We start from the raw sequence: 26704 nt of genomic DNA, 5'->3' as shown, positions 1-26704 counted from the left end.
ACGTAGCAACCGGCACTGACACTCAGCGCCACGCCCTGCACTCCGCGTGGATCGGTTGAGTGGACCGCCCCCACTCGTTACCCTCCAGTAAGTCTGTACGGGCCGTCAGGTGCGGGCACGCACCGATATGCGGGAGGCGGGCACCCCATGTCCTCAGCAGAAGCCGTGGAACTCACCGAGCCGACCGATTCGGCCGGACTGGTCGACACCGCACGGGCGTTGGCCAACGGCCGCACCACCTCGACACAGCAGGTGTCCGCGGCCCTCGCACGGATCGAAGCGAGCCAGAGCACTCTCAACGCGTTCCGTCATCTGCGTGCCACGTCCGCGCTTGCCGAAGCCGAGGAAGCCGACCGGCGGCTCGCCGCCGGTGAGCGGCTGCCGTTGCTCGGGGTGCCGGTCGCGGTCAAGGACGACACCGATATCGCGGGGATGCCCACCCACTTCGGCTGTCGCGGCGATCTGCCCGCGGCCGCCGAGGACAGCGAGGTCGTGCGCCGGCTGCGCGCCGCCGGGGCAGTGATCGTCGGGAAGACCAACTCCTGCGAGCTCGGCCAGTGGCCCTTCACCGAAGGACCCGCCTTCGGCGCCACCCGTAACCCGTGGCACACCGGGCACACCCCGGGAGGTTCGTCCGGAGGTTCGGCGGCGGCCGTCGCCGCCGGGCTGGTGCCCGCCGCGCTCGGTTCGGACGGTGCCGGGTCCGTCCGGATCCCCGCCGCATGGACACATCTCGTCGGTATCAAACCGCAGCGCGGCCGGATCTCCGTCCACCCGCACCACGACGCCTTCCAGGGCCTCACCGTCAACGGCCCGCTGGCCCGGACCGTCGCCGATGCCGCACTGCTGCTCGACGCCGTAGCCGGAGCGCACCCCGACGACCTGCACCGGCCGCCGCCCGTCGCCGCCTCGGCCGCTGCGGGGCGCGACCCGGGCAGGCTGCGGATCGCCCTCGCCTGGCGGCCCCCGCTCACCCTCACCGGCTCGGCCCCCCACCCGGCCGTACGACGGGCCGTCACCGCGCTCGCCGAGGCCCTCGCCCGGCTCGGCCACCATGTCGAGGAGGCCAGGCCGCGCTACGGGCTGATCGGCCTCGGCTTCGTCCCCCGCGCCACCGCCGGGATCGCCGAACTCGCCGCGCTCCACCCCGAACCCGCCCTCCTCGACCCGCGCACCCGCAGCGCCCTGCGCACCGGCACCCGGCTCGGCGGCCGGGTGGTGCGAGCGGCCAGGGCACGGGAGGTGCGCCAGCACCGCAGGATCGGCAGGCTCTTCCGGACCTCCCCGGCCGGGGCCGGGTACGACGTGCTGCTGACCCCGACCACCGCCGAGCCCCCACCCCGGATCGGCGCATTCGACGGCCTGAGCGCCTGGCGTACCGATGTTGCGATCACCGAGGCGTGCCCGTACGCCTGGCCGTGGAATGTGCTGGGCTGGCCCGGCATCAATGTCCCGGCCGGGTTCACGGCCGACGGACTTCCCGTCGGTGCCCAGTTGCTCGGCCCGTCCCGCAGCGAGGAGTTGCTGATCTCCCTGGCGGCCCAGCTGGAGGCCGATCAGCGGTGGTACGAGCACCGGCCGCCGGCCTCCGGGGGTTCGTGACCCATCGCCGGTCAGAGCGGCAGGCGGGCGCCGACCACCCACACCCCCGCCCTCAGCAGTACGCCCTCCGCGGTCTCGTACGGCAGCAGGGTGTCCATCATCGAGGCCCGGGTGGCGTCGGAGACGGTGAGACCCGGCGTACGGGAGACGAAGAAGTCCACCGCGTCCGCCGCGTCCCGCCCCCAGCGGGTCGTGGCCGTCACGGGGACGATGCCGATCTCCTCGAAACCCGCCGCGCCCAGCACCTTCCGGACGCGCTCCGGGTCCGAGAGCGAGGCCATCGCCACCGCCACGGCGTTCTCCACCGCGTGCTCCTGTCCCAGCAGGGAAGCCAGCAGCCCGAGCGCCTTGCGCTCCTCGCCGTCCGGCGACGGGGGCTGCGGGCAGATGAACGCCAGCCGGCCGCCGGGGCGCAGGGCACGGGCGATATTGGTGAACGCCGCGACGTGATCGGCGAAGAACATCACGCCGCCCCGGCTGATCGCCACGTCATGGCCGGCCGGCTCGAAGGGATGGACCTGCGCGTCCCCCAACTCGTAGGAGACCGAGGGGTACTCCCCGGCGTCGGTGTCGGCCCTGGCGCGCTCTAGGAGCGGCACCGAGACGTCGACGCCGGTGACCCGGCCCCGTGGGGCGCGCCGCGCGGCGCGCCGGGTCGAGAACCCGCTGCCGCAGCCGATGTCGACCACCCGGTCCTCCGTGCCGATCGCCGCGGCGTCGAACAGCGGCTCGTCGAAGCGGGCCACCATGGCGTTGTAGCGGTCGGGATGGTCGGCCCAGTGCCGGCCGAGCTGCCCGTTCCACGCGTCGGTGACGGTCATGCGTGCTCCTCGGTCCGTGCGGTCAGGGTGGCCTCCATGCGCTCGACGGCGCAGATCGCGCCGAACGCGATCAGATGAACCAGGCAGTGATCGGTGAACGGCGGTGCCGGCCAGGCCGCCACGTCCTCGTCCGTGATCCAGTACGGGGCGCGCGCCGCGAGCAGCGCCAGCCGTGCACCCGGCCGCTCCGCCCGGTCCGGCAGCCCCTCACCCTGCAGGGGGAACGGTGAGACGCCGTCCCAGGCCGCCACCGATGTCCGTACCAGCTCCGCGTCCTCGTCACTGAGCAGCCCCGCACCCAGGTGCGCCGCCTTACGCAGCGCGCCGAACGCGGTGCCGATCGGGGTGTCCGCCGCCCACCCGGGCGCCGCTCCCTCCGTCTCCAGCAGGACGAGGCTCTCGCCGGGAACAAGTTCACGACGGACCGTACGGGCCAGCGAGCGGCCCGCCACGCTCCGTACCAGGCGGTATTTCTGGGCGCCCCCGGGCAGCATGTCTTCCGTCAGCAGGGACGACACGATTCGGTTGATGAAGTGGAAGGCGAGCGCCGTCCCGATGTACTCCGGTGCCTGCCCGGAAGGGAACGGCTGTGACGTACTCATGTCCTTTCCCCACGCCAGCAGTTGACGGTGTTCAGGGTTCTCGGGCTGCTCGCCACGGGCGATTCTCTCGGCCAGCGCGTGGTCGCCGGTGGCATGCAGGAGCACGGTGTGCGCGGTGACGCAGTACGGGCACCGGTTGGCGAGCGACACCCCCGCCGCCACCACCTCCTTGCCGGTGCGCGATGCCTGCCCGGCCAGCAGGGACTCCCGCATGACGGCCCAGGTGCCGGCCAGCAGAGGTGGCGATGCGGACAGGACGACGAAGGTCGTGGCGCGATCGATACCGAAGTCGGTGGCCAGCTGTGCGTACACATCGGCGACCACTCCCGTCGCTGCTCTCGGCGGTTCGGGTGAGGTGTATCGGAAGGTTCCGGTCATGGCGACGATGCTCGCCCGCCGCACCGTGCCCGGTCGTCGTACCTCCGAAGGCAGTTGAGGGTGATTCCGGACGACCGGAGTCGGCCGCGACTACTACCCCGGGAGTAGCGCGGAGCCCGTCCAGCAGGATGATGACGGGGCTGTCGTGCGGGAGTTAGGGTCCGGCTCATGCAGGGGGACATCGACCGGCGGATTCGCCTGCTGGACGCGGCGCTCGCCGTCGCCATCGGGGCGGCGGTCCTCGCCGCGGCCTGTGCCGCATCCAGACCGGACACACTCGACCTGCTGCTCATGGCAGCGGGCACCCTGGCGCTTGCCGGGCACCGGTGGGCTCCGCGCGCCGTGCTCGCCGTCACCACCGTCGCCATGCTGGGGTACGTCGTGCACGCGCACCCCGGCAGCTGGGCCGCGTTCCCCGTGCTGGCAGCCGTGCACACGGCGGCGCGCGGCGGACGGCGCGCGTGGGCCATCGCCGCGGGCACCCTCTTCCTCGCCGGCTACTTCACGGTACTGATCATCGCCGCACCGGGCACGCAGGACACCGTCGAGCGGACGCTGCTGCTGCTCGGCTGGTTCCTCTGCGCCGGGGTCACCGGACTCATCGACAAGAACTGGCAGGCGTATCTCCGCCAGACCGAGCAGCGGGCGCTCGACGCCGAACGCAACCGAGAGGAGACAGCGCTGCGCCGTGCCGGTGAGGAGCGGCTACGGATCGCCCGGGAGCTGCACGACTCGCTGACCCACTCCATCTCGATCGTCAAGCTCCAGACGGGAGTTGCGGTGCACCTGGCGCGCAAGCGGGGCAGCGAGGTGGAGCCGGCGCTGCTCGCGATTCAGGAGGCGAGCGGCGAGGCGATGCGGGAACTGCGGGCGACTCTGGAGGTACTGCGCACCGATGTGGTGGCGCCGGGCACGGGGCTGGACCGCATCGACGAGCTGGCCGAGCGGGCCCGTACCGCGGGCATCGAACTCTCCGTCACCGTGACGGGCGTCGAACGCACCCTGCCGTCGGACGTCGACCGGGCCGCGTACCGCATTGTGCAGGAAGCACTCACCAATGTGGCCCGGCACGCCGACCGCGCCAGGACAACCATCGAACTGGTCTACGGCGAACATGTGCTGACCGTGCGCGTCGACGATCAGGGGCCCGGCGCCCCCGGCGCCCCCGGCGAAGCCGTCACCGCGGGCACCGGACTCACCGGCATGGGAGAACGTGTCAGGGCCCTCGGCGGCACCCTTGCCGCCGCATCACGCCCGGACGGCGGCTTCTCCGTCCGGGCCGAACTTCCCCTGCAGACATCGGGAACCATCGTATGAACCACCAGGACACGATCCGGGTGCTGATCGTCGACGACCAGGCCCTGATGCGTGCCGGGTTCCGCGCCCTGCTGGACGCCGAGGACGGCATCGAAGTGATCGGAGAGGCAGCCGACGGCCGTCAAGGAGTGGAACTGGCCCGCCGCCATGTCCCGGACGTGGCCCTCGTCGACGTACAGATGCCCGTGATGAGCGGCATCGAGGCCACCCGCGAGATCGCCGCCGACCCGCTACTGGCCGGTGTGCACGTCGTCATCCTCACCAACTACGGGCTCGACGCGTACGTCTTCGACGCGCTGCGCGCCGGGGCCGCCGGGTTCCTTCTCAAGGACACCGAACCCGCCGAACTCCTCCAGGCCATCCGGGTAGCGGCCCGCGGCGACGCCCTGCTGTCGCCCGCCATCACCCGTCGGCTGATCGGCGAGTTCGTCTCCCGGCCGCCCGACCGGGCCACGGCCCCCGGCTTCGAGACCCTGACCCGCCGCGAACGCGAGGTGAGTGCGCTGGCCGCACGGGGGCTGACCAACGAGGAGATCGCCGCGCACATGGTGATCAGCCCGTTCACCGCGAAGACCCACATCAGCCGGGCGATGACGAAGCTCGGCGCCCGCGACCGGGCCCAACTCGTCGTCTTCGCCTACGAGTCCGGCCTCGTCACGCCACGGGACCCACACTGAGAGGTCCGGGTCGGCCTACGGGAATCACGGGGCCCCGCAAGTACCTTCGCCCGACCGCAGTTCTCACGACGGAGAGCGAGTACGTGAGAGTGCTGCCGGGCTCCACGAAGGTCGTACGGCGAAACACCACAATGCTTCTCCGGCGACAGCAAGAGGCCCTGAACTGACAGTACTTGGACGGAGCGACACGGCCTCGGAGCAAGTCGACAACTGCTACGGCACCCGTGCCGTCCACTCGGGAGTGCCGAACTTGATGCGCACGAGTTCTTCCGCCTCTGCCAGCTCTTCAGCGGTCACTGCCCCCTGGGTGAGGCCGTGGCGCTTGCGGAAGGAGTCGATCATGTTGTCGATGACAGTCTCGCGCGGCAGGCCGGTCTGCCGGCGGAGTGGGTCGACGCGCTTCTTGGCGCTCGTCGTGCCCTTGTCGGACATCTTTTCCTTGCCGATGCGCAGGACATCGAGCATCTTGTCGGCGTCGATGTCGTAGGACATCGTGACGTGATGCAGCACGGCGCCGGGCCCGCCGCCGGGGCCCACGATGCGCTTCTGGGCCGCTCCGGCGATTTTCCCGATGTCGGTCGCGATGTCGTTGAGCGGCTGGTACCAGGCCTTGATGCCCATGTCGCCGAGCGCCTCGAGCACCCAGTCGTCAAGGTAGGCGTAACTGTCCGCGAAGGAGAGGCCGGAGACGAGGGCGTCCGGGACGGAGAGCGAGTACGTGATGGTGTTGCCGGGCTCCACGAACATGGCGCCGCCGCCGGAGATACGCCGGACGACGCTGACGCCGTGACGCTCGGCGCCCGCCGGGTCGACCTCGTTGCGCAGGGACTGGAAGCTGCCGATGATCACGGCGGGGGAGGCCCATTCCCAGACCCGCAGCGTAGGCGGCCGGCGGCCGGCCGCGACCTCGGCGGTGATGACTTCGTCGAGCGCCATGTGGAGTGCGGGGGACTGCGGCGCCTCGTGGATGAGCTGCCAGTCGTAGTCGCTCCACTCGGTGGCCTGTGCGAGGGCCCGGCGTACGGCAACGGCGATGCCTTCGGAGGTCAGGCCCAGCATGAGGGTGGAGGCGGGGAGTGCCGCGTCGATGCGGGCGGTGAGCCCGGCGGCGTCGGTGTTGGCCGGGGCGCCTTCCAGGGCCGCGTCGATCGCGAGGATGGCCTCGTCGGGCTCCAGGAAGAAATCGCCGGCAACCCGTACGTTGCGCAGCGCGCCGCCCTGAACGTCCAGATCGACCACGACCAGCTTGCCGCCGGGAACCTTGTACTCACCGTGCACGGCCCTGCCTCCAGATCCGCCCGACTCGCTTCCATCTACGAATCGGCTCCGACCGACATAACCCAGCCGCCATGCGGTTTAATCCGCATATTCAATCTGATGAAGCTGTTGTCCGGGATCACGTCAACCGAAGGTTGCGGGCCGGCCGGTGAGCGCGTTCGGAGCCTGAGCAAGCACGTGGACGCCGGGAGAGGTGGCTACCTCGCCGTGGCGGACGTGGCCGAGCGAAGGGCCGTAGAGCAGCTCCGGGACGAACTGCTCGCCCCGCGGCAACTCCTGCGGGAGGCGGCCCAGGCCCTGTGTCCGCTGGCCCGCCGCACCATCAGCCGGGCGCGCCTGGGCCATCCCGCCTGGCGGACGCTGAGGGCCCTCGGCCTGCTCGAGCGGGACCGCTACCGGATGGACCTGTGCCAGCGCAGAGCTGACCTCCGCGCTGGCACAAGCCCACCGTGGGTCCCGAAGCGCGGGTCACGGGCACCGGCGCGTTATAGCGGCGGCTACTCGTAGCCGAGGACTTTGAAGTTCTTGCTTACGAAGACGTGGTGCGGCCAGTTGACGCTGATGTTGTGGACCTCGTACTCGCCGTTGCTCAGCTTCACCACCCGGTCGTTGATGCCTCCGGGGACGATGGCCTGCGCGGCCTTCGTCGCCTTGTCCGCCGCCGCCCCGCTGACGATCGTCCCCTCTCCCTCGGTGTAGTCCGGGATCCGACCGACCGACTTCGCCGGTGACGGCGTCCCCTGCTTGAAGGGGATCACCCCCGCCGCCTCGGCAGCCGCAACTCCGCCGTCACCCCGGGGTTGCACGATGACCCGCGCAGCCGCGATGGTCGCGCTGTCGACCGTCCCCAGGACGAGGACGCTTGCACCCTTCTTCACGGCGCGGGCCGAGGCGCGGTGGGTACCCCTCGTGTATTTCGTGGAGGACGCCTCGGTGACGGTCACCTCCACACCCGTTGCCGTCGCAAAGGTGAAGCCCGACGTGGACGTGGTTTCGACGATGCCGGTCGCACCCCCGGCGGCCGGCCCGGACACTGGCCCACCGCCCGTGGGCAGGCTGGGCCTTACGGTCGGTGAAGACGTGGCTGTGGCCGAAAGGGACGACGCGGACGACGGGAACTCCGCCGCCGCGGACGGGCCGGCATCGGTGAGTCCGGCCACCGCACACGTCAGCCCGGCGGCCACGATCCATCCACCCCTCTTCTTCGACAGCAACCGCCGTACGCTCGGCCGGCGTGCTTGCACGGCCACGGTTCCCGGGGCTGACCCGGCCGGCGAGTGTCTTGTTGCGTCGTAGTCGTTCATGACGGCTCTCCTCATCGCTTGTGCAACTGCGCAGAGTCTTTCGGCCGTTCATAAGAGGACTCTGTAGTTGACCTGAGGAACTCCTCACAAGGCGCAAGGTTGACCAGGGTGAACCGATCCCCTCTCAACTGAGTTGTGTGGGGGTGGCAGGCAAATGTGGCGCCGCCCCTGGAGCGCAAGGGCTTCCTGGCGGAGCTGGAACAGTGCGGCGAGGTCCACCGCCTCGGGATGCCTGAGGACGGAGCCGCGCGATGTGCTCGCGACGCCCACGGGGTGCCGCCGGCTTCGGCCTGCGATCGTCGATCCGGTCGTCGGCGGCGGTCCACCGCAGTTCGGGCTCCGGGGTCGTCAGCGCGCGCCGAGCAGGTTGCCCCGGCGTTTTCTTGGTGTCCTCCCGCTTCACCACGATGCCCGGGTGTAGCCGGTTGGTCACTCGGCACCCGGTGGGAATTGCGCGGCCCGGTCGGTCGCGGGCAGGCGGGCCGGCCAGTTCCGTAAAAGCCAGCAGGTCCGGGTCAGGTGCCGGGCGGCTGGTGTCGCGTACCAGCCGGTGCAGCCGCCCGACCGGCAGCGCGTCCAGCCCGGCCGCGGAGTGCCACGTTAACTCGACACTTCCTCCCGTCGCCGGTCATCGCTGGCTGTGGCGGGGATGGCGTTGTCGATGAGGACGGCGGCGATGGCGGCGGCGGTGGGGAAGGCGTCGGCGTTGAGGACCCGGGTGCGGGCCGCGGCGCCGTCGATGAGCAGCGCGAGCTGCTCGCCGAGCTGTTCAGGGTCGGCGGCGCCGGCTTCGCGGGCGGTATCGGCGAGCCGCGCGGCGACGGCCTTCTTGTAGTCGCGTGCGTACTGGGATGCGGGGTGCTCGGGGTCGTGGAGTTCGACGGCGGCGGCGATGTAGGGGCACAGCGGCGTGGTGGGGGGGATGTCGAAGGCGGCGAGGAGCCGTTCGCGGGGCGTGAGGTCGGTGCGGTCGAACACGCCGGACAGAACAGAGGGGTCGAACCGGCGCAGGTACTCGGCGACGAGTTCGTCCTTGCCGGTGAAGTGCTGGTAGGCCGTGCGCTTGGACACCTGGGCCGCCGCGCAAAGCTGGTCCATGCCGGTGCCGTTGATGCCCTGCTCGCGGAACAGTTGCTGGGACGCGCTGAGGATGCGCTCGCGGGCGCCCCGGCCGCGGCGGCGGCCCGTGGGGCCCTTCTCCAACTCCGTCATGGGTCCATCGTACCGCAGCTAGGTAACGACCGGTGTACATAGTTTGCGTCCCGCCCGCCCGCCCAGTACCGTAAGCACACAGGGCGGTGTACTTAACGCCGTCGGCCCAGGTACACACGACACCACCGACCCAAGGGAATGACTATGGGAAAGCTTGACGGCAAGGTCGCGGTCATCACCGGCGGCACCACCGGCATGGCGCTGGCAGGCGCGAAGCTGTTTGTCGACGAGGGAGCGCACGTCTTCATCACCGGCCGCCGCCAGGACGCCCTGGACGAGGCCGTGAAGCGGATCGGCCGCAACGTCACCGGCGTCCAGGGCGACGCCGCCAACCTGGACGACCTGGACCGCCTGTACGACACCGTCAAGCGGGAGAAGGGAAGCCTCGACGTGCTGTGGGCCAGCGCGGGCGGGGGCGAGCCCGCCCCGCTCGGCGAGATCACCGAGGCCCACTTCGACGCCGCGTTCCACCTCAACGCCCGCGGCACCCTGTTCACCGTCCAAAAGGCCCTCCCGCTCTTCAATGACGGCGGCTCCATCCTCATGACCGGCTCCAACGCCTCCCTCGGCGCCTTCCCCGGCTGGAGCGTCTACGCCGGCAGCAAGGCCGTCCAGCAGGCATGGGCCCGCGTCTGGCTCAACGAGCTCAAGGACCGCCGCATCCGCGTCAACGTCCTGACCCCCGGCCAGGTCGCCACCGCCAAGCAGGAAGAACTCTTCGACGAGGCCACCAAGCGCCAGTTCGAGTCCCTCATCCCCCGCGGCCAGATGGGCCGCCCCGACGAAATCGCCACCGCCGCCCTCTTCCTCGCCTCCGACGACTCCAGCTACGTCAACGGCATGGAACTCGTCGCCGACGGCGGCACCACCGTCATCTAAACCGAACAACACACAACCAGGGCAGGGCATCTCATGAGCAACATCAGCATCATCGGCACCGGGAACATGGCCCGCACCATCGGAGCGCGGGCGATAGCGGGCGGCAACACCGTCGAGGTCATGGGCCGCGATCAGTCCAAGGCCGCTGACCTGGCCAAAGCTCTCGGTGGCGGCGCCACGACGGGAGAATGGGGCACCGCCCCGGCCGGGGACATCGTCATCGTGGCCCTGTTGTACGACGGCGTCGTGCCGGTCGTCGCCCAGTACGGAGACGCTCTCGCGGGCAAGGTCATCGTCGACATCAGCAATCCCTTCAACTCCACGTTCGACGGGCTAGCCCACCGCGAGGAGACCTCGATCGCGCAGGAAGTCGCCAAGGCGGCCCCGGCCAGCGCCAGCGTGGTGAAGGCGTTCAACACCATTTTCCGTCATGTTCTGGAGCAGGGTCGGCCCGACGTCTTCATCGCTGGCGATAATGCGCAGGCCAAGGCAAGTGTGGAGGCGTTCATCGAGAGCCTCGGGCTGCGCCCGCTGGACGTCGGCGGCCTGAAAATGGCGCACTGGCTGGAAGGAGCGGGCGTGGTCACGGTGGGCCTCGCCAACCACGGGGTGGGGAACTTGGACTTCGCCCTCAGCATCACCGAACTTGCCGTCTGAGTAAACGGTTGACGGATCACCGAAGGGAGTCGCCAAGTGAGCCCGTTGGCGAGTCGGTGGGGTAGCGGTCCTGCACGTCCTTCTCGAAGGCGAAGATCACTTCCGTCAGGTCAATGACCGCTCCGTCCAGTCGTGCTTCGGCCGCCTCCAGCCCCCGGGCCGCCAGGCAGCCGTCGGTGAACTCGGCAAGCAGCCTCATCACGCGCGTGTAGGTCTGGCTGTTCGTCAAGGCCGTAGCCCGGTGGTGGGCGATCCAGGCGTGCTGCAATGCATTCGCCCACTGCCGCGGACGCGCCACAGCGCCAGCACGTGACACCACCTCAGGCCGGCGATCGACCGCAACCCGGCATGCGCGCATCACGGAACCCGGAACCTGAGCCAGAACCAGTTCTCGTGAACATTCCGACACGCCCCTGGGGCAAAGTGACTCCCCAACCGGTGTCGTGGCCCGTGCTCAGGGAGCGTGGGAAGGCGCAGCCCTCACGGGCGCGGGCACGGTGACGGTAACTGGAGCGGGCGCGGACAGAGCTGCAGGGCTGACCCGCCCTCGCCGCACGGAAGAACTGAGAGACGTCTGCATGATGAACTTCTCCACCTGGCCCGCACTGCTCGTCGTGGACGTTGAGGGCAACGGCACCCATCCGCCGGACCTGGTGGAAGTCGCCGCGCTGCCTGTTCGTGACGGGAATCTGGACACCAGCACAGCCGGGGCGTGGCTGATTTGCCCGCCCCGCCCTGTCACGCCCTATGCGGCCCGCGTGCACGGCCTGACCAACGAGGTTCTGGCGAAAGCCCCGGCATGGCGGGAGATTGCCGATCAGGTCCACGGCGTCCTGGGCACAGCGTGGATCTGCGCCCACAACGCGCACGTCGACTACCGCGCGCTGACCGCGCACTTGCCGAAGTGGGCGCCGGCCGGGGTCATTGGCACCCTCCGCCTCGCCAATGCCACGTACGCGAACCTGCCGTCATACGGACTCGACGCCCTGATCGAGCATGTTCAGCCGGACCTCTCAGCAGCCCCCGCTCGCAGGCATCGTGCTACCTACGACGCGTACGCCACGGCACAGCTCCTCGTCGCGATGGCGAGCTGCTACGAGACCTGGGATCAGCTCGTTGCCGTTGCCGTTCCGCCCGGCATGCCCGGCGCACCAGACTAGGCACCCACGCTCTGGTGACGGGCGAACGGCGCAGCGCGCTGGCTTACGCAGATTGTTGGGTTCGGCCGCCTGCTGGGCTGCAGCGTCGCCGACCACAGAGTGTGTACCAGAACCCGTTCTCATGGGCATAGCCACAGGCGGAAGGCCAGTGGCGCCGAGCCGTGCGGCCCGAGGCGCTGCAACTGCAGCCTGGCACTCCACCAACTCCCTCCAGGGAGTCGGCTGGGGCCTCCCGTGCAGATACTCGTCGACTGTTGACGCAATGCCGACGCCGCGTTGACGTGAATCCACCTCTCAGGGCGTGGGCGTATCAGGGGATACCCCAGGCTCACCGGTCCTGGATGTCCGGCAAGGTGGTATCCGCGGCGGCATAGAGGAACTTCAGGAGCTTGCCGTATGCCTCGCTGTGCGCTCTATTCGACTCTGCCCCGTGCTGCGGCGTTTCGGTTTCATGGTCAACCGCGTGCAGCCAGTCGATGACTGCACCGAAATACGGCACCAAGGCGCCCGTTGCCGCTTGCGCGGCAGTGCCCATCTCGCTGGGACCTTCCATGAAAACAATGTGCTGAAGGCGGTCGAGTTGGCGGTTCAGCGTTCGTGCTTCGTTCCAAAGGCGGCGGGCGGCTTGGCGGCGCTCTTCGCGTTCCTCGGGAGGGTCGCTTGCTTCGATGCCTCCAAGTTTGATGCTCGCTTCGCTCAGCGTCCCCTGTACCAGGTGACAGCTTTCGGCGAAGGCCAGATAGGCACTCTTGCGAGATCCGAGAAGAGCACGAGTCCGTTCAGCATCTATCTGAAGGCGGACTTGCCCTAACTGTGTCTCGGACTGGATCTTGGCCTGTTGCTCTGCCTTCCTTCCGGTGATCCAGGCGGATGCCGTAGCGCCGACTGCGCCGACCGCGGCGCCGATGACGCCACCGAGGAGTCCTGCAAGTCCTGCGTCCATGGCGTGATTCTGGTGGCCAAGCGGTGCGCGTTGCCAGTGGGGCGCGATTGTTGTGCCTGGCCATTCAGTCAGGTTGCTGGGGGTCTCCGCTGCTGACATCGGCAGCGTTGGTGGCCCGGTCTCCGGGGGCGGCTCGCTGCCATTTGACGGCGGCGGTGATGTCGATGCCGAGGGTGCGAGGACTGCGGCGGGCAACTCGGTGGCAAGCTGGAACGGGCAGTCGAGCGAGTCTCTGCGAGCCGATGGCTCCTCGTGACCGGCGGTGACCTCGCGGAAGGCCGGCTTCACCTCCACGACGTGCTGCCGGTAGAAGAGATCGAGGCGGTTGTTGTCCCGCTTGAGCGCCGGGGTGCTCACAGCCTCGACCTGAACCCCAGCGCGCCCTGCAGCGCTTCGGCGGCCATCCGCACGATGGCAGCGACTGCGAGTCGATCGGATCGAGTCCGGAGTCGACCAGCGAGCCGACGCGAACCGGCCGAGGGGCAGGCGCTGACGCATCTCCGGCAGGCGTCAGAACGCTCCGCCCATGCGATCTGAAACCCGGGCGGTGCTTTGCCTCGCCTGGCTGTGTGCCTCACCTGTCAGTGATCTCGGAGGCCAGGCAGAGTCCTCCGGGCCCGGTTTCTCGGCCTATTTTGCGACCGCGTACCCGGCTGAGCGTGAGCGACGACGGGTGCCATCTTGGGCGGCGGACGCCTTCCGACTCTGCACGGACCCATTCGCCGTCATTTCCGGTCGTTCGCGGGCCGGGCCCCAGAGGGGGCTGCCGGAGGGCTGAACGTCCCCGAACGGCTGCGAATGAGATTGCTGGACTGCCCGGACAGCAGCCGTGGACGTGCAGCACGTTCGAGTTGGGACGGAGGTTCTGGCACCTGCTGCCGAGAGGCGGGGCGACCCGGGGCGACGGGAGTCGGTGAGAAGACGGTCACTGTCGGGGAGGACTGCACCACGCCAGAGCAGCGCCAACGCCCCGGCTCTCGTCAGCGCTTGCCCTTGCCGCCGTGCTTGTCCGGCTTGTCGGGCCTCGGCTTTGTGTCGTCGGCCGGCGGTCTGCGCCTCGAGGCGGAAGCGGGAGGCCGCGGTGGGGTCGGCATCCCGGGTGAGAATCAGTATCACGGCTACCGGTCTGTCCAGTGTCTCGTCGAAGGCGCGCCAGACCTCGCCCATCGCTCCGCGCCCGATGGCGTCCCGCAGCCGGTATCGGTCCGCTATCAGCACCGTGTCTCTTCCTCATGCCCGAAGCCGTCTTGATCGCCGCAGGCCATGAATGACCGCGAGAGCACGGATGAAAGGGGGCGCCGCAGCGGCCTTAGCGCACCTGCTCCCGTGAGGGCCGCATTCGGAGCCGACACCCCCTCCAGGAGGCGCCCGTGCGAAATCGAACGGTACGACACTTACGACGCAGAGTTGCCGAGTTGCGCGTCGCGCCGATCCTGTGGGAAGCGTGGCGCTCACCGGGATACGTGCATGGAAGGCGACTGAGTCGTGACGGTCTCAAGCGGATTTCCTCGCAAGAGTGTTGACTCCGTGACCGTCCCCCATCGCCGGTGATGTTTCCGACGCGCGGTGCGCTGGACAAAGTGACTCGATCACGCGGGTCGGGGCGCCTGCTCTCATGGGGAGGTATGTGGGCGCCGACAGCAGGAGCGGGCTGGCCCCCGTGCCAGCTCGCTCCTGCGCCTGGATGGCGGCTCGGGCATTTCCACGTGGCAGTGGTGCCCGAGCCGTCGTCGCAACGACTCGGGGCGCAACCCGCCGGACTGACCTCAAGCCTGCTGGTTCCTGCACCTCGGCCCCCACCCGCACCGCGTCGCCGTGCCTGACCCAGAGGAAAAACTGGGGGGCCGGTGCTCTACCTGTTGATCGTCGGGTGCGAGATCTCCTTCTGGGTGGTGCTGGTGACCGCTCTCCTGTGCCGCTACGGCGCAGGCTGGACACGGGTGAGTACCGCGCTGCTGCTCACGCTTCCCGCCATCGACCTTCTGCTCTTCACGGCATCCACCGTCGACCTCGCACGAGGCGCGATCCCGACTTCGGCGCACGGACTGGCGGCGGTCTACCTGGGGGTATCAATCGCTTTCGGCGGGCAGTTGGTGGCATGGGCAGACAGCCGCATCGCCCCTCGGTTCGGTGGACCGACCCCGAGTCGGCTACCGCGCGCGGGTCGAGAGCACGCGGCCCGTGAACGACGCCTGTGGTTGCGTCACCTGCTTGCCTGGAGCATCGGTAGCTGCCTGATCCTTCTCGACACCGCGATGGTCCATGACCTTCACCGCGCCGCTCCGCTGATCGGCCTCGTCGGCTCCTGGGCCTTGATTCTCATGATCGACTTCGCATGGTCCTTCAGCTACACCTTCTTTCCCCGCAGACCCCGCCCAGTACGACGCAGTCCTCCCACCTGACACGGCCTGCTTGCCAGCCCGGGCACTTCCAGTGCATCCGGTCCTGAGGAGCGCGAAAGGCATCGGGCCATCGAGGTCGGGGGTGGAGAAGCGTGGCGGTCGAAAGCCCGTTCACCGTGGGCGAACTGGCCCATGGGCCCAGTCTGCCCACCCTGCTACGACCGCATCCGCAGCCGCCCCGGACCTTGCGCGCGCTGCGGCGCCCGCCGCCCCCTCACCGGCACCGCTCACTTCCCCAGCGAGGCCGCGATCTGCGGACCCTGCGCCGGAGCAGGCCCCGCCGCACCCTGCACCACCTGCGGAAGCGAGGAGGGTGCCTACGCCGACGGCCAATGCCTGCGCTACCGGGTGCATCGGCGGGTCCGCGACCGCATCACCTGCCCCGATGGCACTCAGCATCCCCAACTCGAGCCACTCCTCCGCACCTTGGACGACACGACGGAACCGGCCGGCACCCTGCACCGGCTGTCCGACAGCCCTCCGCCCGGCTGCTGATCCGCCTGGCCGCCGACCGCCGGCCGATCACCCACGACCTGCTGGACGAACTTCCATCCGGGCACGCCGAGCGATACCTGCGCCACCTGCTGATCGCCACCGGCATCCTGCCGCCCCGGAACGGCGACCTCGAACGCATCCCCACCTGGCTCGACGGCCTACTTGCCGACCGGCCCCGCACCACGGCCGCCTCGTGCGCCCGTTCACCACCTGGGTGCTACTTCGGCGCGCCCGGCGTCAAGCCGGAGGACGCCTACACACCACCTCGGCACCCCAGCGGATCCGCCGCCGCGTACGCCAAGCGCTGCTCCTCCTGGACCGGCTCGACGCCCACCACCTCGACCTGGCCACGCTGGACCAGAACCGACTCGACACCTGGTTCAGCGCAAACCGTTCGCACTACGAGGTCAAGCAGTTCCTCGACTGGGCTGCCCAGCGCGGCCTCACCGATCCATTCACCATCGCCACCCCACCAACCGCGACGGCCGCCCCGTCCTCGCCGAGGAAGAGCGCTGGCAGCAACTCCGCCGCTGCCTCACCGACACCGCGCTCCCACTGGAAGTCCGCGTCGCCGGATCCCTCGTCCTCCTCCACGGCATCCCCGGCGAACGTCTGCGTCACCTGACCACCGACCAGAAACATGGCACCTCGGATAGGATGTTCCTCCAGCTCGGAAATGCACGGCTGTGGATTGCGCCCCGCCTGGCTGAACTCCTTCACCAACTCGCCAAAGCACCCCGGCAGCGCTCCAATCTCTCCCGTCGCCCGGCCCACCGGATTCCGTGGCTGTTCCCCGGCGTGCTTGCCCCGCCATCCCCTCAGCCGCAAGGCGTTCAACGACCAGCTCGCGCGCCACGGCATCCAGGCCAGGCCGGCTCGGACAGCAGCCCTCATCGCACGCGCCGCCGAACTGCCCCCGTCAGTCCTGGCCGAGCTGCTTGATGTCCACATCCACACCGCACTCAATTGGGCCCACCACGCTCAGCGTGACTGGAGCGCCTACCTCACCGCCCGCATCACCGCCCGTGATGGGGGTGGACGAACTTCCACATCAACCACCGGAAAAGACCCAAGGACTTGCCATGAAGCGGTTCATCCTCACCGGCGCACCCGGCGCAGGTAAGACATCGATCCTCCGGCAGCTGCAAGAGCAGGGGTTCGACGTCGTCGATGAGGCAGCGACTGCGATCATCACGCGCGAGCAAGCTGAGGGGAATGCCGAGCCCTGGACCCAGGCAGCCTTCGTCGTGGCAGTGGTCGCCCTGCAGCGTCAGCGACAAATGCAGTCCGCATGCAGCGACGTGACCCTCCAGATTTACGACAGGTCTCCGATCTGCACCCACGCCCTCAGCACTTATCTCGGACGCCCCGTCCCAGAGACGCTCTCCGCCGAGATCGACAGGATCACCCGGGAGCGGGTTTACGAGCAGCAGGTCTTCTTCATTCGCAACATCGGCTTCTGTCAGCCCACCGCTGCCCGCCGGATCAGCTTCCAGGAGTCGCTTGCCTTCGAGCGGATCCACGAACAGAGCTATCGGCAGTTCGGTTACGAGCTCGTCGATGTCCCAGCCGGTGAAGTGGTCAACCGGGTGGCGATGATCGCAGACACCATCTCGCAGCTCACGTGATGCGTGTCCCCAGCCGGAGTCAGGCCCACCCCGCCGGTGAACCCCAGGGCGAGGGTCCAGCCGCCGGCGCGACCGAGCCCCGCACACGGCCGACCGCCTACTGCGGCTTCGTCGCGATCTGGATCAGGTTGCCGCAGGTGTCGTCGAAGACGGCGGTGGTGACGGGGCCCATCTCCAGGGGTTCCTGGGTGAAGCGGACTCCGAGGCCGTGCAGGCGCTCGTACTCCGCCTTCACGTCGTCGACGGCGAACTGGGCGAGCGGGATGCCGTCCTTGACGAGGGTGTCGCGGTAGGGCTTGACGGCCGGGTGGCCGGCGGGCTCCAGGAGGAGTTCGGTGCCGCCGGGCTCGTCGGGCGAGACGACGGTCAGCCACCGGTCCTTCTCGCCCACCGGGACGTCGTGCTTCTTCACGAAGCCGAGGATCTCGGTGTAGAAGCGCAGAGCCTTGGCCTGGTCGTCAACGAAGACGCTGGTCAGATGGATCTTCACGGGGTGCTCTCCTTTGGTTCGGACGTATCGTGCACGAGCCATCGTTCAGCGATCTGCCGCAGCGGGGCCGTGTTCAGGTCGTGGAACTTGTAGCGGCCCTCCCGCCTGGTCTCGACGAGCCCTGCGGCCTCCAGTACGGCGAGGTGCTGGGAGACCGCCTGGCGCGAGATGCCGAGCTGGTGCTTCATGCTCAGTCGCGAGCAGATCTCGAACAGTGTCTGTCCGGACTTCTCCGTGAGCTCGTCGAGAATGGTGCGGCGGGTGGGGTCGGCCAAGGCTTTGAAAAGGTCGTCGGCCACGACCACAGAATAAGCAAGTATTCACTTGCCTATCAAGTCGAGGTGGGCTGCGTCCCGAGTCGACCCGCCGTTGGCGGCATCAGGCCCGCGGGTGGCGAGGACGCGATGGGTGGAATGGGCGGCCTCGGGGCGGCCGGTGGCGAGCTGGATGGGGAGCAGCTGCCGGCCCTACATCATCTGGCGGAACAAGCACGCCGCTGACAAGCCCCTACGTCAGGTCGTTGCCCGCGCCAACGTGGGTTGACCAGCGACTGCCCGAACGACCAGTCCTCAGTCCGCGGTCGTGGTTTTGATGAGCGGCGCGTCCCGCGAGAGCTCCCGGAACCTGCCGCGGCTTCCGGGGCGGGTGCCCCGTCGGGGGGCGGGGCCCGGCGATCTGCGGCTGCGCCGTGTGGGCGCGAGTGACCGGGAGCGATGCCGGAGGCAGGCAGCGGGGTCATGGGACCCCGGCTGCGTGCCCGGCGGGACGGTGTGTCAGACCATGGCGAGCCGGTCCACCAGCAGTTCCACCCTGCGCTCGGTGTCCTCCGGCGGGAGCCGTCGCGCCCGGGTCAGGGTGGCCAGCCCGTGCAGGCCTGCCCAGAACACCTCGGTGAACAGTGCCGGGTGGACGCCGTCCCCGGCGACCTCGCCGAGGCTTTCCAGCAGGGCGGCGAAGGCGTCCTTCAGCGGCTCGGGGGTGTCCTCGTGTGCGAACGCCAGGCCGCCGTCGAGCTGGAACATGGCGTCGTAGACCGCCGGGTTGTGTTCGGCGAAGTCGAGGTAGGCGCGGGCGAGGGCGGTGACCCGGATGCGGGGGCCGTCTGCGGCGGAGGTCGCGGTCCGCAGCGCCGCGGCCATCTCGGTGGCACCCTCGAGGGCGACGGCGCCGATGATCTCGCGCTTGCCGCGGAAATGGCTGTAGAGGACGGGCTGGCTGTATTCGATGCGCTCGGCGAGCCGGCGGGTGGTGACCGCGTCCCAGCCCTGCTGCTCGGCGAGTTCGCGGGCCGTGGCCACGATGAGGCGCTCGCGGCCCGCCCGTTCGCGCTCCTTGCGTTCCTGTACCGACATTATTCGATCCTAGCACTGCTAGACAATCGAGCGGCAGTAGTATTAGCGTTGCCTCATCGGCTAGCAGCGCTAGATCCCTGGAGGGGTCATCATGCTCAACGCACTCGAGGTGTTCACCACCGTGGTCGTCGGCCTGATGGTGGGGGTGGAGTTCTCCGTCGCCTTCGTCATCAACCCGATCCTCAACGGACTCCCCGAGGACAGCGGCGTGCTCGGCCGCGCCCACGGGGGCCGGATGCTCGGCGCACTGATGCCGGTCTGGTACATCACCTCGCTCGTCCTCACCGCCGTCTGGGCCGTCGCCGGATGGCGCCGCCCCGGCGCCGGCCTCGTCGTCATCGCCGGCGCGCTGCTGATCCTCAGCGTGGTCATGTCGATCCTGCTGCTCGTCCCGATCAACAACCGGGGCAAGACATGGACCCCCGAGAATCGGCCCGAGGACTGGAAGGAGCAGCAGAATCGCTGGGACCGCTTCCACTACGTCCGCGTCGCCGTCATCATCGCCGCCTTCACCCTGCTGGTCGCCGCCCTCGCCTGAGCCCGCGGGGTCACCCGCCGGGTCGTCAGCCGCAACCGCTCGGCCGTGCGCCCGAAGTGCAGTTCCTCGGCAAGTGTCAGGAAAGCCTCCGCCTCCGCGCGCTCCGGCAGGGCACCTCCGGCGTTGAGTACGGTCCAACGACCGTACGTCGATGGTGCCTTGTTGAGGCCCACCGGGCGGCAGACCATAAGAGGCATCACCCCAGCACCCTCCCGAAGGGAAAATCCATGGTCACTACGGTTCGCGTGAAGGCGTTCGACCACCTGGTCCTCAACGTCGCCGATGTCGAACGGTCCCTGGACTTCTACACCAACCTGCTCGGCCTGGAGCCGATGCGCGTAGCGGAGTGGCGGGCCGGCAAGCTCCCCTTCCCGTCGGTGCGGATCACCCCGGAGACCATCATCGATCTGGTCGCCGGCCCGCGCGGCGAGTCCAACGTCGACCACCTCTGCCTCACCGTGAATCCGGTCGACTGGGACGAGGTCATCAAGTCGGGCACCTTCACCGTCCTGGAGGGCCCGGTCCAGCGCTTCGGTGCCCGCGGCACCGCCACCTCCATCTACATCCAGGACCCGGACACCAACACCCTCGAACTCCGCTGGTATCCCCAGGACGCGGGCCCCAGCGACACCCACTGACCGATAGCGAGAGGAAGTACCGAAAATGGCCAAGCTGCAGAGTCTCGACCCGCACACGCCGATGTTCGCGCAGTTCAAGGAGAAGACCGGGCCCATCGTCCTGGCCAACACCTTCGTCGTCCCGAAGGAGAGGGCTGAAGTGTTCCTGACCCTCTTTCGGAGGCAGGCGGAGTTCATGAAGGCTCAGCCGGGATTCGTCTCCCTGCAGATGCACAAGGGAACGGCGGACAGTCAGCTTCTGATGAACGTCGCGGTCTGGGAGTCGACCGAGGCGCTCGCCGCGGCGTTCGGCAGCCCGGAGTTCCAGCGCATGGCGGCCGAGTTCCCCGACGACATCGTGTCGTACCCACACATCTTCGAGCAGATCGACGCATGACACGGCAGCTGTAGCCGCGTGACGGAGGTGATGTCCTCGTGCTCAGACCTGCGGGCGGGCGATCCAGCTCCGGATCTCCTGCGACACCGCGGGCCGACACCGCGCTGGTGGCGCACGACCCCCACTCCTCGGGCGGCAGCGGGCCACCGAACTCCCGACATCCGGGAATGCGGCTGCCGCAGACAGTCCACAACTGCGATCCCGACAAGCTACGTCCCTCGATGACCTGCGCGGCTATCGGCTCTGGTTCGGGTGAGGTCTTTGATCCAGATCACCGAGGCACGCAGCTGAAGCCCGGCGAGGTAGCTTTCCGGGGTCTTGTCGTAGCGGGTCGCGATACCCCGCCACGCCTTGAGCTTGTTGATCACGGGCTCGACGGTGTCTCCCTGTGGAGCTCGGCGTCGATGTCGACGGGGCGTCCCCCTTTGCGGCCCTCCCTCTTCCGGTTGGCGGCCTGGTCCCGTTTCTCCGGGATGACGGCCTTGATGCCGCGCCTGCGCAGGTGGGCGCGGTTGCCGCGGGATGTCTTGTCCCCGGCGACCGCGTCCGGGCGGGTGCGGGGACGGCCGACCAGGCACCGAACTCGGCGGGCATTTCCCGCCACTGCCCGCCCGTCCGAAACCGCCACATCACCCCCTCGAACTGCTGCCGCAGCCGCACCGGGTACGGGCCATACTCGCCGATCGGCAGGTACGGCCCGATGAACTCCCGCTCCACATCGGTCAGTTGCATACGGGTCATGCAAGGCGATCTACCGGATCGAAGATCAGCGCGAGGGGAGAACCCGCTCATTGATCACGATCCGATACGCGCCCTAGGGGCGGTAGTCGCGCACCGTCGGTGAAGAGTTATGTACTGCGGCGGAGCTGTAGGTAACCCGGTCGGTCCGCGCCCGTACCCGGCTCGCTTGCTCGATGAGGAATCCGTCGACGTTCTCTGTGCGGTTGCGCCGCAGCAGCTTGACGACCAGGGCAACCGCCGTCACACCCATGAGTCCGAACATGACGCCAAGCTCGATCAAGGATCCCCCTCTGTGGCTGCTCAGTTCATTCAGCGAAGGATGACCATGACATGCTCTTCGGGCTCGCGGTATCCAGGGCTGAAAAGCTTGAGGATCTTCTGAGCTCGGCCGGACTTGTATGCAGGGCCAGTTCGTAACTGCTGCCCGTCGCCTGGGGGCGCTGCCCCGGCTTCCTCCGAACCGGACGTTCGGCTGCTTCGTGGCAGCGGCGCAGCTGATGCTGTCCGTGGCGGCCCTCTTCGGCGGAATGCCGACGGAGAATTTGTCGGTCGACCGGAGGAGTATCCGAACTGCGACCCCCGCTTTAGGAGCCAGGTGGGGCGAGTTGAGGTCTGACCTGCGGTATGCCGACTTCGACGGACACAGGCTGCGCGCACTGTCTGCGACCGCAGTTCCCCGTGGCTCCCCGCCAGATCTGGCGCGGTTGTGGCACGGGGAACATCTGATCCTTAGTTCTGGCCAGACCCACGCGGGGCGCGAGGCTACGCGGCCTGGGCCAGGCTGACTGCGACGTCCACCATCGAGATGGCGCCGAGGACCCCGCAGGTGACCCTCACCGACATGGGGGTGATCAAGCTGTTGATCCCGGTCCAGTTCGCCATGAAGTCATGGATCCGCAGGGCGGAGTCGCGAATGTTAAGTGCCACCATCAATGTGGCGGCCCCAAAGACCGCCTGCCATAGGCATTCGCCCCAGTCACTCAAACGACTCTCCCCTGTGCTGTCGACGCTCATTCCCCATTGGGCGCCGGCCACCAGTTGCAGGCGGAGCCCCGACGGCACGACCTTTGCCGTCTGACCGCATCCCTATCAGGTCGGTCCGTGGGCGTCGCGCACCACGGCCAATCCTGGACGGTGCTGGGTCCACCTGCCGCGTGAGTCCGGCGGGGTTCGCCGGTAACCGGCAGTGTTGGTGTCAGCCGCTGATGTCATCGCCAGCTGGCTCTCTTGACACGCCTTGTGTCGCCTCTACCTCCTCGTCCTCGTTCGCCACCCATGGCGTCTGGCAAACGCTGCCGTGCCTGCTCCGGACGACCACCGAGGTCGGGCATGAAGATCTCAACGAGCGACTTCTCCAGGGTGCCGGAGATCGCGTATCCGTAGTTCGAACTGTCCGATGGCCACTGTCGTGGTCATCCCGGATCGTTCGTAGAGGCGGTGAGCGCCGGTAGGACTCTCACTGTCGACATCAAGTCCGACGGAAGTGGCACCACGTTCGGCAAAGAGCGCGAAACTGGCCAGCAGCAGCGCCCGGCCGAGCCCGAGCTGTCGGGCTTCGCGCCGAACGCCGAGCTGACTGACCTCGCCGGCGACTTGGTCGTCGACCTGGCGGAAACGGCACAGGGACGCACCGACTACTCGCCCGGCGCGTTCAGCGACGAGCCAGAGCGCAGGGTCGAACCCCTCGTAGATCATGTCCTCGGCCCACTGATCATACGAGCGCGGCGCCTGGCCCCAGCGGTCACCGAAAGCATCCTCGACGCACTCGTGTACTCGCCTCAGATCCTCCGCAGTCCCGGTGCACGTGCGCACACTGACCTCACCGGGCCAGACTGGCGCGACCAGTGGTGTGTCCAGGGTTGTCCGCATGCGCTTGTGGATTCGCGCCAGGTGGTATCCGCGGGCGCGGAGCATCCGATCGGCGTCTCCGCCGAGCAGGACGTAGTTCACCAGGGCGACGTCTGTGGCTTCGTCACCGGAGGCGATGCCAGGTGTTATCGCAGCGGCGCGAGCTTCGATATGTGTAAGGAGCGTCGTTCCGATTCCCGCGCCGACATGGTCGGGATGCGTGTACGCGTCGGCGAAGATCCGGCCCTCAGGCAATGCGGCGATCACGTGCCCGTATCCGTAGATCCCGTCGTTCGGACCGGTCACAACCCACGCGTCCTCGGCACTGTCCATCTGTGCCCAGGCACGCAAGAACTCGTCTTCGGTCTGGGCCCCAGCCGTCGAATCGTTTGCCCGAGCGGCCGCGTTCACAGCATCGACAATCAACGGGAGATCAGATTCCCGCGGTGTTCGTACGTCGTATCCAGCCCGCATCGGAGCCCTCCATCGCTGCTCAACACGGCAACCCACCGCGCACAGGCATGATTAGCAGTGCTCACTCCAATCCGGAAACAGATTTGCCGGACGGTCAGCGCGATGGCCGCATGTCGGGGCACCAATGTGGACTCTCACGACCTGCGGCGCTGAGATCAGGGGGTTCCACACCTCAACCCACCACTCGCCCCAGCTTCCATCCCGTCCGCCTTCGGCCCACACACCGTGGTTCAGGGCGTGGTTCAGGGCGTCAAGGCGGAGCGCGCGATCCCGACGGCCCCGTCGGCGTTCGTGCCGCTATGCCGCGTGTTCGGGGATGGCGACCCCGGTACCTCACTGGTAACGAGGTCTCAGTGCCGCCGGATGGTCAGATGTGCGCGCCGATGTACTTCGGAACCGACCCGTACTTGTTGTCTCCGGGCCGGCTGTCGCTGCAGAAGAAGAAGAGCAGGACGATGTCGCCGACCAGCGGGATCAGTCCAATCAGGAGCCACAAGCCGGAGCGCCCGTCATCATGCAGGCGGCGGACGCCCACGGCGAGTGAGGGGAGGAGCATCGCCACCGCGTAGAGCACCTGAAGCGGGGTGAAGTCGATTGCGCGTCCGACCATGAACAGCACGATGTTGATCGCGACGTTGAACAGATTGAACACCCAGTATTCGGTGCGACGCGCGCGCCCGCTGAACACCGCGTACTTCTTGAGCACGTCTACGTACCAGTGCATGTGATGCCCCCCACGGCCATCGTTGGACGCCGTCCTGAGGTGATCAAGCAGGCAGAACGTATGGTCCTGTCCTGTCCCGTGCAGGTCAAGACACATCTCGGTGACCGCGGCTGTGGGACGGCGTGGCTCTGTTCACGAGTTGGCTCGCGTACAGCTCCAGTCGCCCGCGGCCGGGGCCATGGACTGCCTGCAGCAGTGTTGAACGGCAGCGAACGAGACTGTCGATGAGACTGCTGCCCCGCCCGGCCGGCAGCCATGGACCCGCAGCTGGGCTGCGGCCTCATTGCTGGCGACGGCTCGAGAAGGCTGCCGGACCATGATCGCGGAATCCCCCGTGGCGGCAAGTTCCCTTGTAGAGGGCGGCGAGTACGCCGGGGCACCCTCCACGCGCTCGCTCGCTACTCACCTGTCTCGTGTTGCGAACGATCCATGGCCGGCGGCTCGTTGTAGGTGAGCACGACCGGCGCGTTTGCCTCCGCCCGCGCTCGGTCCGACGCCGTCGCGATCTCCTGGTAGGTCCATTCCCTGTGCAGGCGCTCCCCGTGGGCATCGGTGATGTCGATGACCACGCCGGTCCACTCCTCGGCGGGCTGTTCGGGGACGAGTCCCAGCTCGTACGTAGCGTCGTGGAGGAGGGATTCGGTGACGCGTATGCCGGTGAGTCTCTCGGCCAGAGCGAGGACCGCCGCCTTCCGGTCGACGTCCGGGGTGCTCTCGTCGTGCTCTCCCTCGGAGGTCAGAGGGAAGCCGACTTCCCGCAGCAGGGGGACCAGTTCATCGGGGGTGTTGCCGTCGCGCGACGAGGGGCCCTCGAACGTCGTACGGAGCTCACCGTCCTCGAACCAGTGGAAGAGGTGGATGGGCTTGCCGCCGTTGGTCGAGTGCGCCACGACCCGGCCGCCCTTCGACAGCGTCTCCACGCACGGCGCCGCTGTCCCCAGGCCACCGTCGAAGCCGAGGACGAGTGTCCAGTCTCCGTTCTCGCCCGGAGCGCTGAAGGCACCCGCGACGTAGGACTCGTCCCAGTAGTCGTAATCCACCTCGGCGCGGTGAGCGTCGTCCGCCTCGATCAGCCCGGCCGTTCCCTCCCCGGTGCCGCGCGGTTCCGCCTCCATCGCGCGCAGCACCTCGCGCGGGGTCCGCCCCCGTATCAGTGTCAGGGTGTATCCGCTCTCCATCATGTGGCGGAAGAGCGGCGAGGTGCGGATCCAGGCGTAGTCGTGCGCGGTCACCAATTTCATACGGCGCAGTGTGCCTGATGCCTCTGACAACGCCCGGTCCCAAGCCGGTTCTTACGGCCGGAGCTGGTTCTCGGGTCGCCGCCGAGTCCGTGTCAGCAACATGATCGTGTTACGAGCTCTTAGGAGTGAGATAGGGCGAGTTGGGGCCGGATCTCGGCGAGCACCTTTCGATCACCTGTGCATTGTCGGCAGCGCGGGGAGGGTGAGAGGCTGCGCCGGGTTACCCAGCTCAGGGTGCTGGGTTTGATGCTCCACTATGGGAGCTGTGGGGGGAGTGTGGAGTGACAGCAATACTTCTGGCCGTCATGGGCCTGGCCGGAGCAGCCTGGGGGGTTGTCTTTTTGTTCAATGTCCGCGGCGCGGCGGACAAGGCAGCTCAGCGACGGAACGCGGTGAGAGCCGCTGTTGGAGCCCGGACCATGCAACCCGAGCTCATGGAAAAGTCGATCTTTGGGCCCTGGTTCTTCCGGCTTGCCGGAGGTGTGGTCGCTCCGGGCGGGCTCCTCCTCATGGTCCTTGGCCTCGCTTTTGCCTTTGGGGACTGAGCGGGACGTCGTGCACGCGCACCGCATGCACGACGCCGATCCGCCGAGGCCGGCAGGGCTCCCCTTAACCCCTCTCACCTGCAGCTTCTCCGTCGCTGGACACCCCTGGGGCACACCTGGGGGAAGGGGCTCCGAGAACACGCTTCAGGAGTTTGATCACTCGGGCCCTGTCCCAGCATCGACATGAGGCACTGGCTCCGTCCGGGACCGCCGATGTCCTCGGCACCATCGACATCCTCACAGTCAGACGTGGATGTCACGGGCCAAGTGCGGAGGTGACCGGAGCCGTTCAGTGTGCCGCTGTCTGGGTGCTCTCGGGTAGCGGGTAGCGGGTACGGAGAGGCGCGGGTCAGGTCGTGCCTGCGGTGGCGAGACTGACGGC

The 26704-nt window shown here is 68.3% G+C and carries 28 protein-coding genes and 3 pseudogenes; 12 read left to right on the top strand and 19 right to left on the bottom strand.

The annotated features are described in order from the left end of the window. Positions 1-147 precede the first annotated feature (147 nt). Entirely contained in the window at positions 148-1602 is a 1455-nt protein-coding gene (locus OHB49_RS09320; protein WP_329159404.1) for an amidase, read from the top strand. Positions 1603-1613: 11 nt separating this feature from the next. On the opposite strand, the gene OHB49_RS09315 is transcribed toward OHB49_RS09320, so the two are convergent. Further along, positions 1614-2423, bottom strand: coding sequence for a class I SAM-dependent methyltransferase (locus OHB49_RS09315; protein ID WP_329159402.1), 810 nt, complete (start codon positions 2421-2423; stop codon positions 1614-1616). Beyond that, positions 2420-3403 (bottom strand): carboxymuconolactone decarboxylase family protein, encoded by a 984-nt coding sequence (locus OHB49_RS09310; protein WP_329159400.1) that lies wholly within the window; start codon positions 3401-3403, stop codon positions 2420-2422. The genes OHB49_RS09315 and OHB49_RS09310 overlap by 4 nt, the downstream gene beginning before the upstream one ends. A 168-nt stretch (positions 3404-3571) precedes the next feature. On the opposite strand from OHB49_RS09310, the gene OHB49_RS09305 reads away from it, so the two are divergent. Both OHB49_RS09305 and OHB49_RS09300 read left to right on the top strand, forming a co-directional pair. Continuing rightward, a complete protein-coding gene (locus OHB49_RS09305) occupies positions 3572-4720 on the top strand; it encodes a sensor histidine kinase (RefSeq protein ID WP_329159399.1) in 1149 nt (382 codons plus the stop codon). Next, a complete protein-coding gene (locus tag OHB49_RS09300; RefSeq protein WP_030978018.1) occupies positions 4717-5397 on the top strand; it encodes a response regulator in 681 nt (226 codons plus the stop codon). The genes OHB49_RS09305 and OHB49_RS09300 overlap by 4 nt, the downstream gene beginning before the upstream one ends. A gap of 213 nt (positions 5398-5610) precedes the next feature. Here OHB49_RS09300 and OHB49_RS09295 read toward each other — a convergent pair whose 3' ends face one another. From OHB49_RS09295 to OHB49_RS09280, 4 genes are all read right to left on the bottom strand, one after another. After that, on the bottom strand, positions 5611-6675 hold the full coding sequence (locus tag OHB49_RS09295; RefSeq protein ID WP_329159398.1) for a lipoate--protein ligase family protein: 1065 nt from the start codon (positions 6673-6675) through the stop codon (positions 5611-5613). Positions 6676-6798: 123 nt separating this feature from the next. Continuing rightward, a complete protein-coding gene (locus tag OHB49_RS09290; protein ID WP_329159396.1) occupies positions 6799-7020 on the bottom strand; it encodes a hypothetical protein in 222 nt (73 codons plus the stop codon). 152 nt (positions 7021-7172) lie between these two features. Beyond that, entirely contained in the window at positions 7173-7979 is an 807-nt protein-coding gene (locus OHB49_RS09285; RefSeq protein ID WP_329159394.1) for a hypothetical protein, read from the bottom strand. Positions 7980-8579: 600 nt separating this feature from the next. Next, positions 8580-9191: a TetR/AcrR family transcriptional regulator gene (locus OHB49_RS09280; protein ID WP_329159391.1), complete on the bottom strand. Its 612-nt coding sequence runs from the start codon at positions 9189-9191 to the stop codon at positions 8580-8582. Between the two features lie 144 nt (positions 9192-9335). Here OHB49_RS09280 and OHB49_RS09275 point away from each other — a divergent pair, with 144 nt between their 5' ends. Further along, positions 9336-10070 (top strand): SDR family NAD(P)-dependent oxidoreductase, encoded by a 735-nt coding sequence (locus OHB49_RS09275; RefSeq protein WP_329159389.1) that lies wholly within the window; start codon positions 9336-9338, stop codon positions 10068-10070. 33 nt (positions 10071-10103) lie between these two features. Beyond that, complete coding sequence (locus OHB49_RS09270; protein ID WP_329159387.1) at positions 10104-10727, top strand: NADPH-dependent F420 reductase; 624 nt, start codon at positions 10104-10106, stop codon at positions 10725-10727. A 16-nt stretch (positions 10728-10743) separates the two neighbouring features. Here the strand turns inward: OHB49_RS09270 and OHB49_RS09265 are convergent, their stop codons facing one another. Then, complete coding sequence (locus OHB49_RS09265; RefSeq protein ID WP_329159385.1) at positions 10744-10926, bottom strand: hypothetical protein; 183 nt, start codon at positions 10924-10926, stop codon at positions 10744-10746. Positions 10927-11308: 382 nt separating this feature from the next. On the opposite strand from OHB49_RS09265, the gene OHB49_RS09260 reads away from it, so the two are divergent. Next, the gene (locus OHB49_RS09260; protein ID WP_329159384.1) at positions 11309-11887 is read left to right on the top strand and encodes a 3'-5' exonuclease; all 579 of its coding nucleotides are present in this window, start codon (positions 11309-11311) and stop codon (positions 11885-11887) included. 328 nt (positions 11888-12215) lie between these two features. Here the strand turns inward: OHB49_RS09260 and OHB49_RS09255 are convergent, their stop codons facing one another. Both OHB49_RS09255 and OHB49_RS09250 read right to left on the bottom strand, forming a co-directional pair. Continuing rightward, entirely contained in the window at positions 12216-13187 is a 972-nt protein-coding gene (locus OHB49_RS09255; protein ID WP_329159383.1) for a hypothetical protein, read from the bottom strand. A 681-nt stretch (positions 13188-13868) separates the two neighbouring features. Further along, positions 13869-14048: pseudogene (locus OHB49_RS09250) on the bottom strand (serine/threonine protein kinase); the annotation flags it as partial. Positions 14049-14677: 629 nt separating this feature from the next. Between OHB49_RS09250 and OHB49_RS09245 the strand changes: the two are divergent. From OHB49_RS09245 to OHB49_RS09235, 3 genes are all read left to right on the top strand, one after another. Beyond that, positions 14678-15232 (top strand): hypothetical protein, encoded by a 555-nt coding sequence (locus tag OHB49_RS09245; protein WP_329159382.1) that lies wholly within the window; start codon positions 14678-14680, stop codon positions 15230-15232. A gap of 688 nt (positions 15233-15920) precedes the next feature. Then, a complete protein-coding gene (locus OHB49_RS09240) occupies positions 15921-16352 on the top strand; it encodes a hypothetical protein (protein ID WP_329159381.1) in 432 nt (143 codons plus the stop codon). Between the two features lie 457 nt (positions 16353-16809). Further along, a complete protein-coding gene (locus tag OHB49_RS09235; RefSeq protein ID WP_030977995.1) occupies positions 16810-17355 on the top strand; it encodes an AAA family ATPase in 546 nt (181 codons plus the stop codon). Positions 17356-17452: 97 nt separating this feature from the next. Here the strand turns inward: OHB49_RS09235 and OHB49_RS09230 are convergent, their stop codons facing one another. The 3 genes from OHB49_RS09230 to OHB49_RS09215 all read right to left on the bottom strand — a co-directional run bounded on the left by OHB49_RS09230 (position 17453) and on the right by OHB49_RS09215 (position 19197). Beyond that, positions 17453-17845 carry a VOC family protein gene (locus OHB49_RS09230; protein WP_030977993.1) on the bottom strand — a complete coding sequence of 131 codons (393 nt, stop codon included), beginning with the start codon at positions 17843-17845 and terminating at the stop codon, positions 17453-17455. Then, positions 17842-18144 carry an ArsR/SmtB family transcription factor gene (locus tag OHB49_RS09225; protein WP_030977991.1) on the bottom strand — a complete coding sequence of 101 codons (303 nt, stop codon included), beginning with the start codon at positions 18142-18144 and terminating at the stop codon, positions 17842-17844. Before OHB49_RS09225 ends, OHB49_RS09230 begins: the two co-directional genes overlap by 4 nt. Positions 18145-18618: 474 nt before the next feature. After that, positions 18619-19197: a TetR/AcrR family transcriptional regulator gene (locus OHB49_RS09215; protein WP_329159378.1), complete on the bottom strand. Its 579-nt coding sequence runs from the start codon at positions 19195-19197 to the stop codon at positions 18619-18621. Between the two features lie 91 nt (positions 19198-19288). Between OHB49_RS09215 and OHB49_RS09210 the strand changes: the two genes are divergently transcribed. Further along, complete coding sequence (locus OHB49_RS09210) at positions 19289-19735, top strand: DUF1772 domain-containing protein (RefSeq protein WP_329159377.1); 447 nt, start codon at positions 19289-19291, stop codon at positions 19733-19735. A gap of 8 nt (positions 19736-19743) precedes the next feature. Here the strand turns inward: OHB49_RS09210 and OHB49_RS09205 are convergent. Then, a pseudogene (locus tag OHB49_RS09205) lies at positions 19744-19845 on the bottom strand (LysR family transcriptional regulator); the annotation flags it as partial. 117 nt (positions 19846-19962) lie between these two features. Between OHB49_RS09205 and OHB49_RS09200 the strand changes: the two are divergent. Both OHB49_RS09200 and OHB49_RS09195 read left to right on the top strand, forming a co-directional pair. Then, positions 19963-20373, top strand: coding sequence for a VOC family protein (locus OHB49_RS09200; protein WP_329159375.1), 411 nt, complete (start codon positions 19963-19965; stop codon positions 20371-20373). A gap of 25 nt (positions 20374-20398) precedes the next feature. Beyond that, a complete protein-coding gene (locus OHB49_RS09195; protein ID WP_329159373.1) occupies positions 20399-20749 on the top strand; it encodes an antibiotic biosynthesis monooxygenase family protein in 351 nt (116 codons plus the stop codon). A 209-nt stretch (positions 20750-20958) separates the two neighbouring features. Here OHB49_RS09195 and OHB49_RS09190 read toward each other — a convergent pair. From OHB49_RS09190 to OHB49_RS09165, 6 genes and pseudogenes are all read right to left on the bottom strand, one after another. Beyond that, positions 20959-21490 (bottom strand): annotated as a pseudogene (locus tag OHB49_RS09190) (transposase). Between the two features lie 73 nt (positions 21491-21563). Then, positions 21564-21770 carry a hypothetical protein gene (locus tag OHB49_RS09185; RefSeq protein ID WP_329159371.1) on the bottom strand — a complete coding sequence of 69 codons (207 nt, stop codon included), beginning with the start codon at positions 21768-21770 and terminating at the stop codon, positions 21564-21566. Between the two features lie 482 nt (positions 21771-22252). Then, the gene (locus OHB49_RS09180) at positions 22253-22417 is read right to left on the bottom strand and encodes a hypothetical protein (protein WP_329159369.1); all 165 of its coding nucleotides are present in this window, start codon (positions 22415-22417) and stop codon (positions 22253-22255) included. 411 nt (positions 22418-22828) lie between these two features. Beyond that, entirely contained in the window at positions 22829-23749 is a 921-nt protein-coding gene (locus tag OHB49_RS09175) for a GNAT family N-acetyltransferase (protein WP_329159368.1), read from the bottom strand. 430 nt (positions 23750-24179) lie between these two features. Then, complete coding sequence (locus tag OHB49_RS09170; protein WP_329159367.1) at positions 24180-24536, bottom strand: DUF805 domain-containing protein; 357 nt, start codon at positions 24534-24536, stop codon at positions 24180-24182. 398 nt (positions 24537-24934) lie between these two features. After that, on the bottom strand, positions 24935-25777 hold the full coding sequence (locus tag OHB49_RS09165) for a DUF6461 domain-containing protein (RefSeq protein ID WP_329159366.1): 843 nt from the start codon (positions 25775-25777) through the stop codon (positions 24935-24937). Between the last annotated feature and the right edge of the window lie 927 nt (positions 25778-26704).

Source organism: Streptomyces sp. NBC_01717 (genome assembly GCF_036248255.1).
In the GTDB taxonomy this organism is placed as follows: domain Bacteria; phylum Actinomycetota; class Actinomycetes; order Streptomycetales; family Streptomycetaceae; genus Streptomyces.
This window is presented reverse-complemented; position numbering and strand designations above follow the sequence as displayed.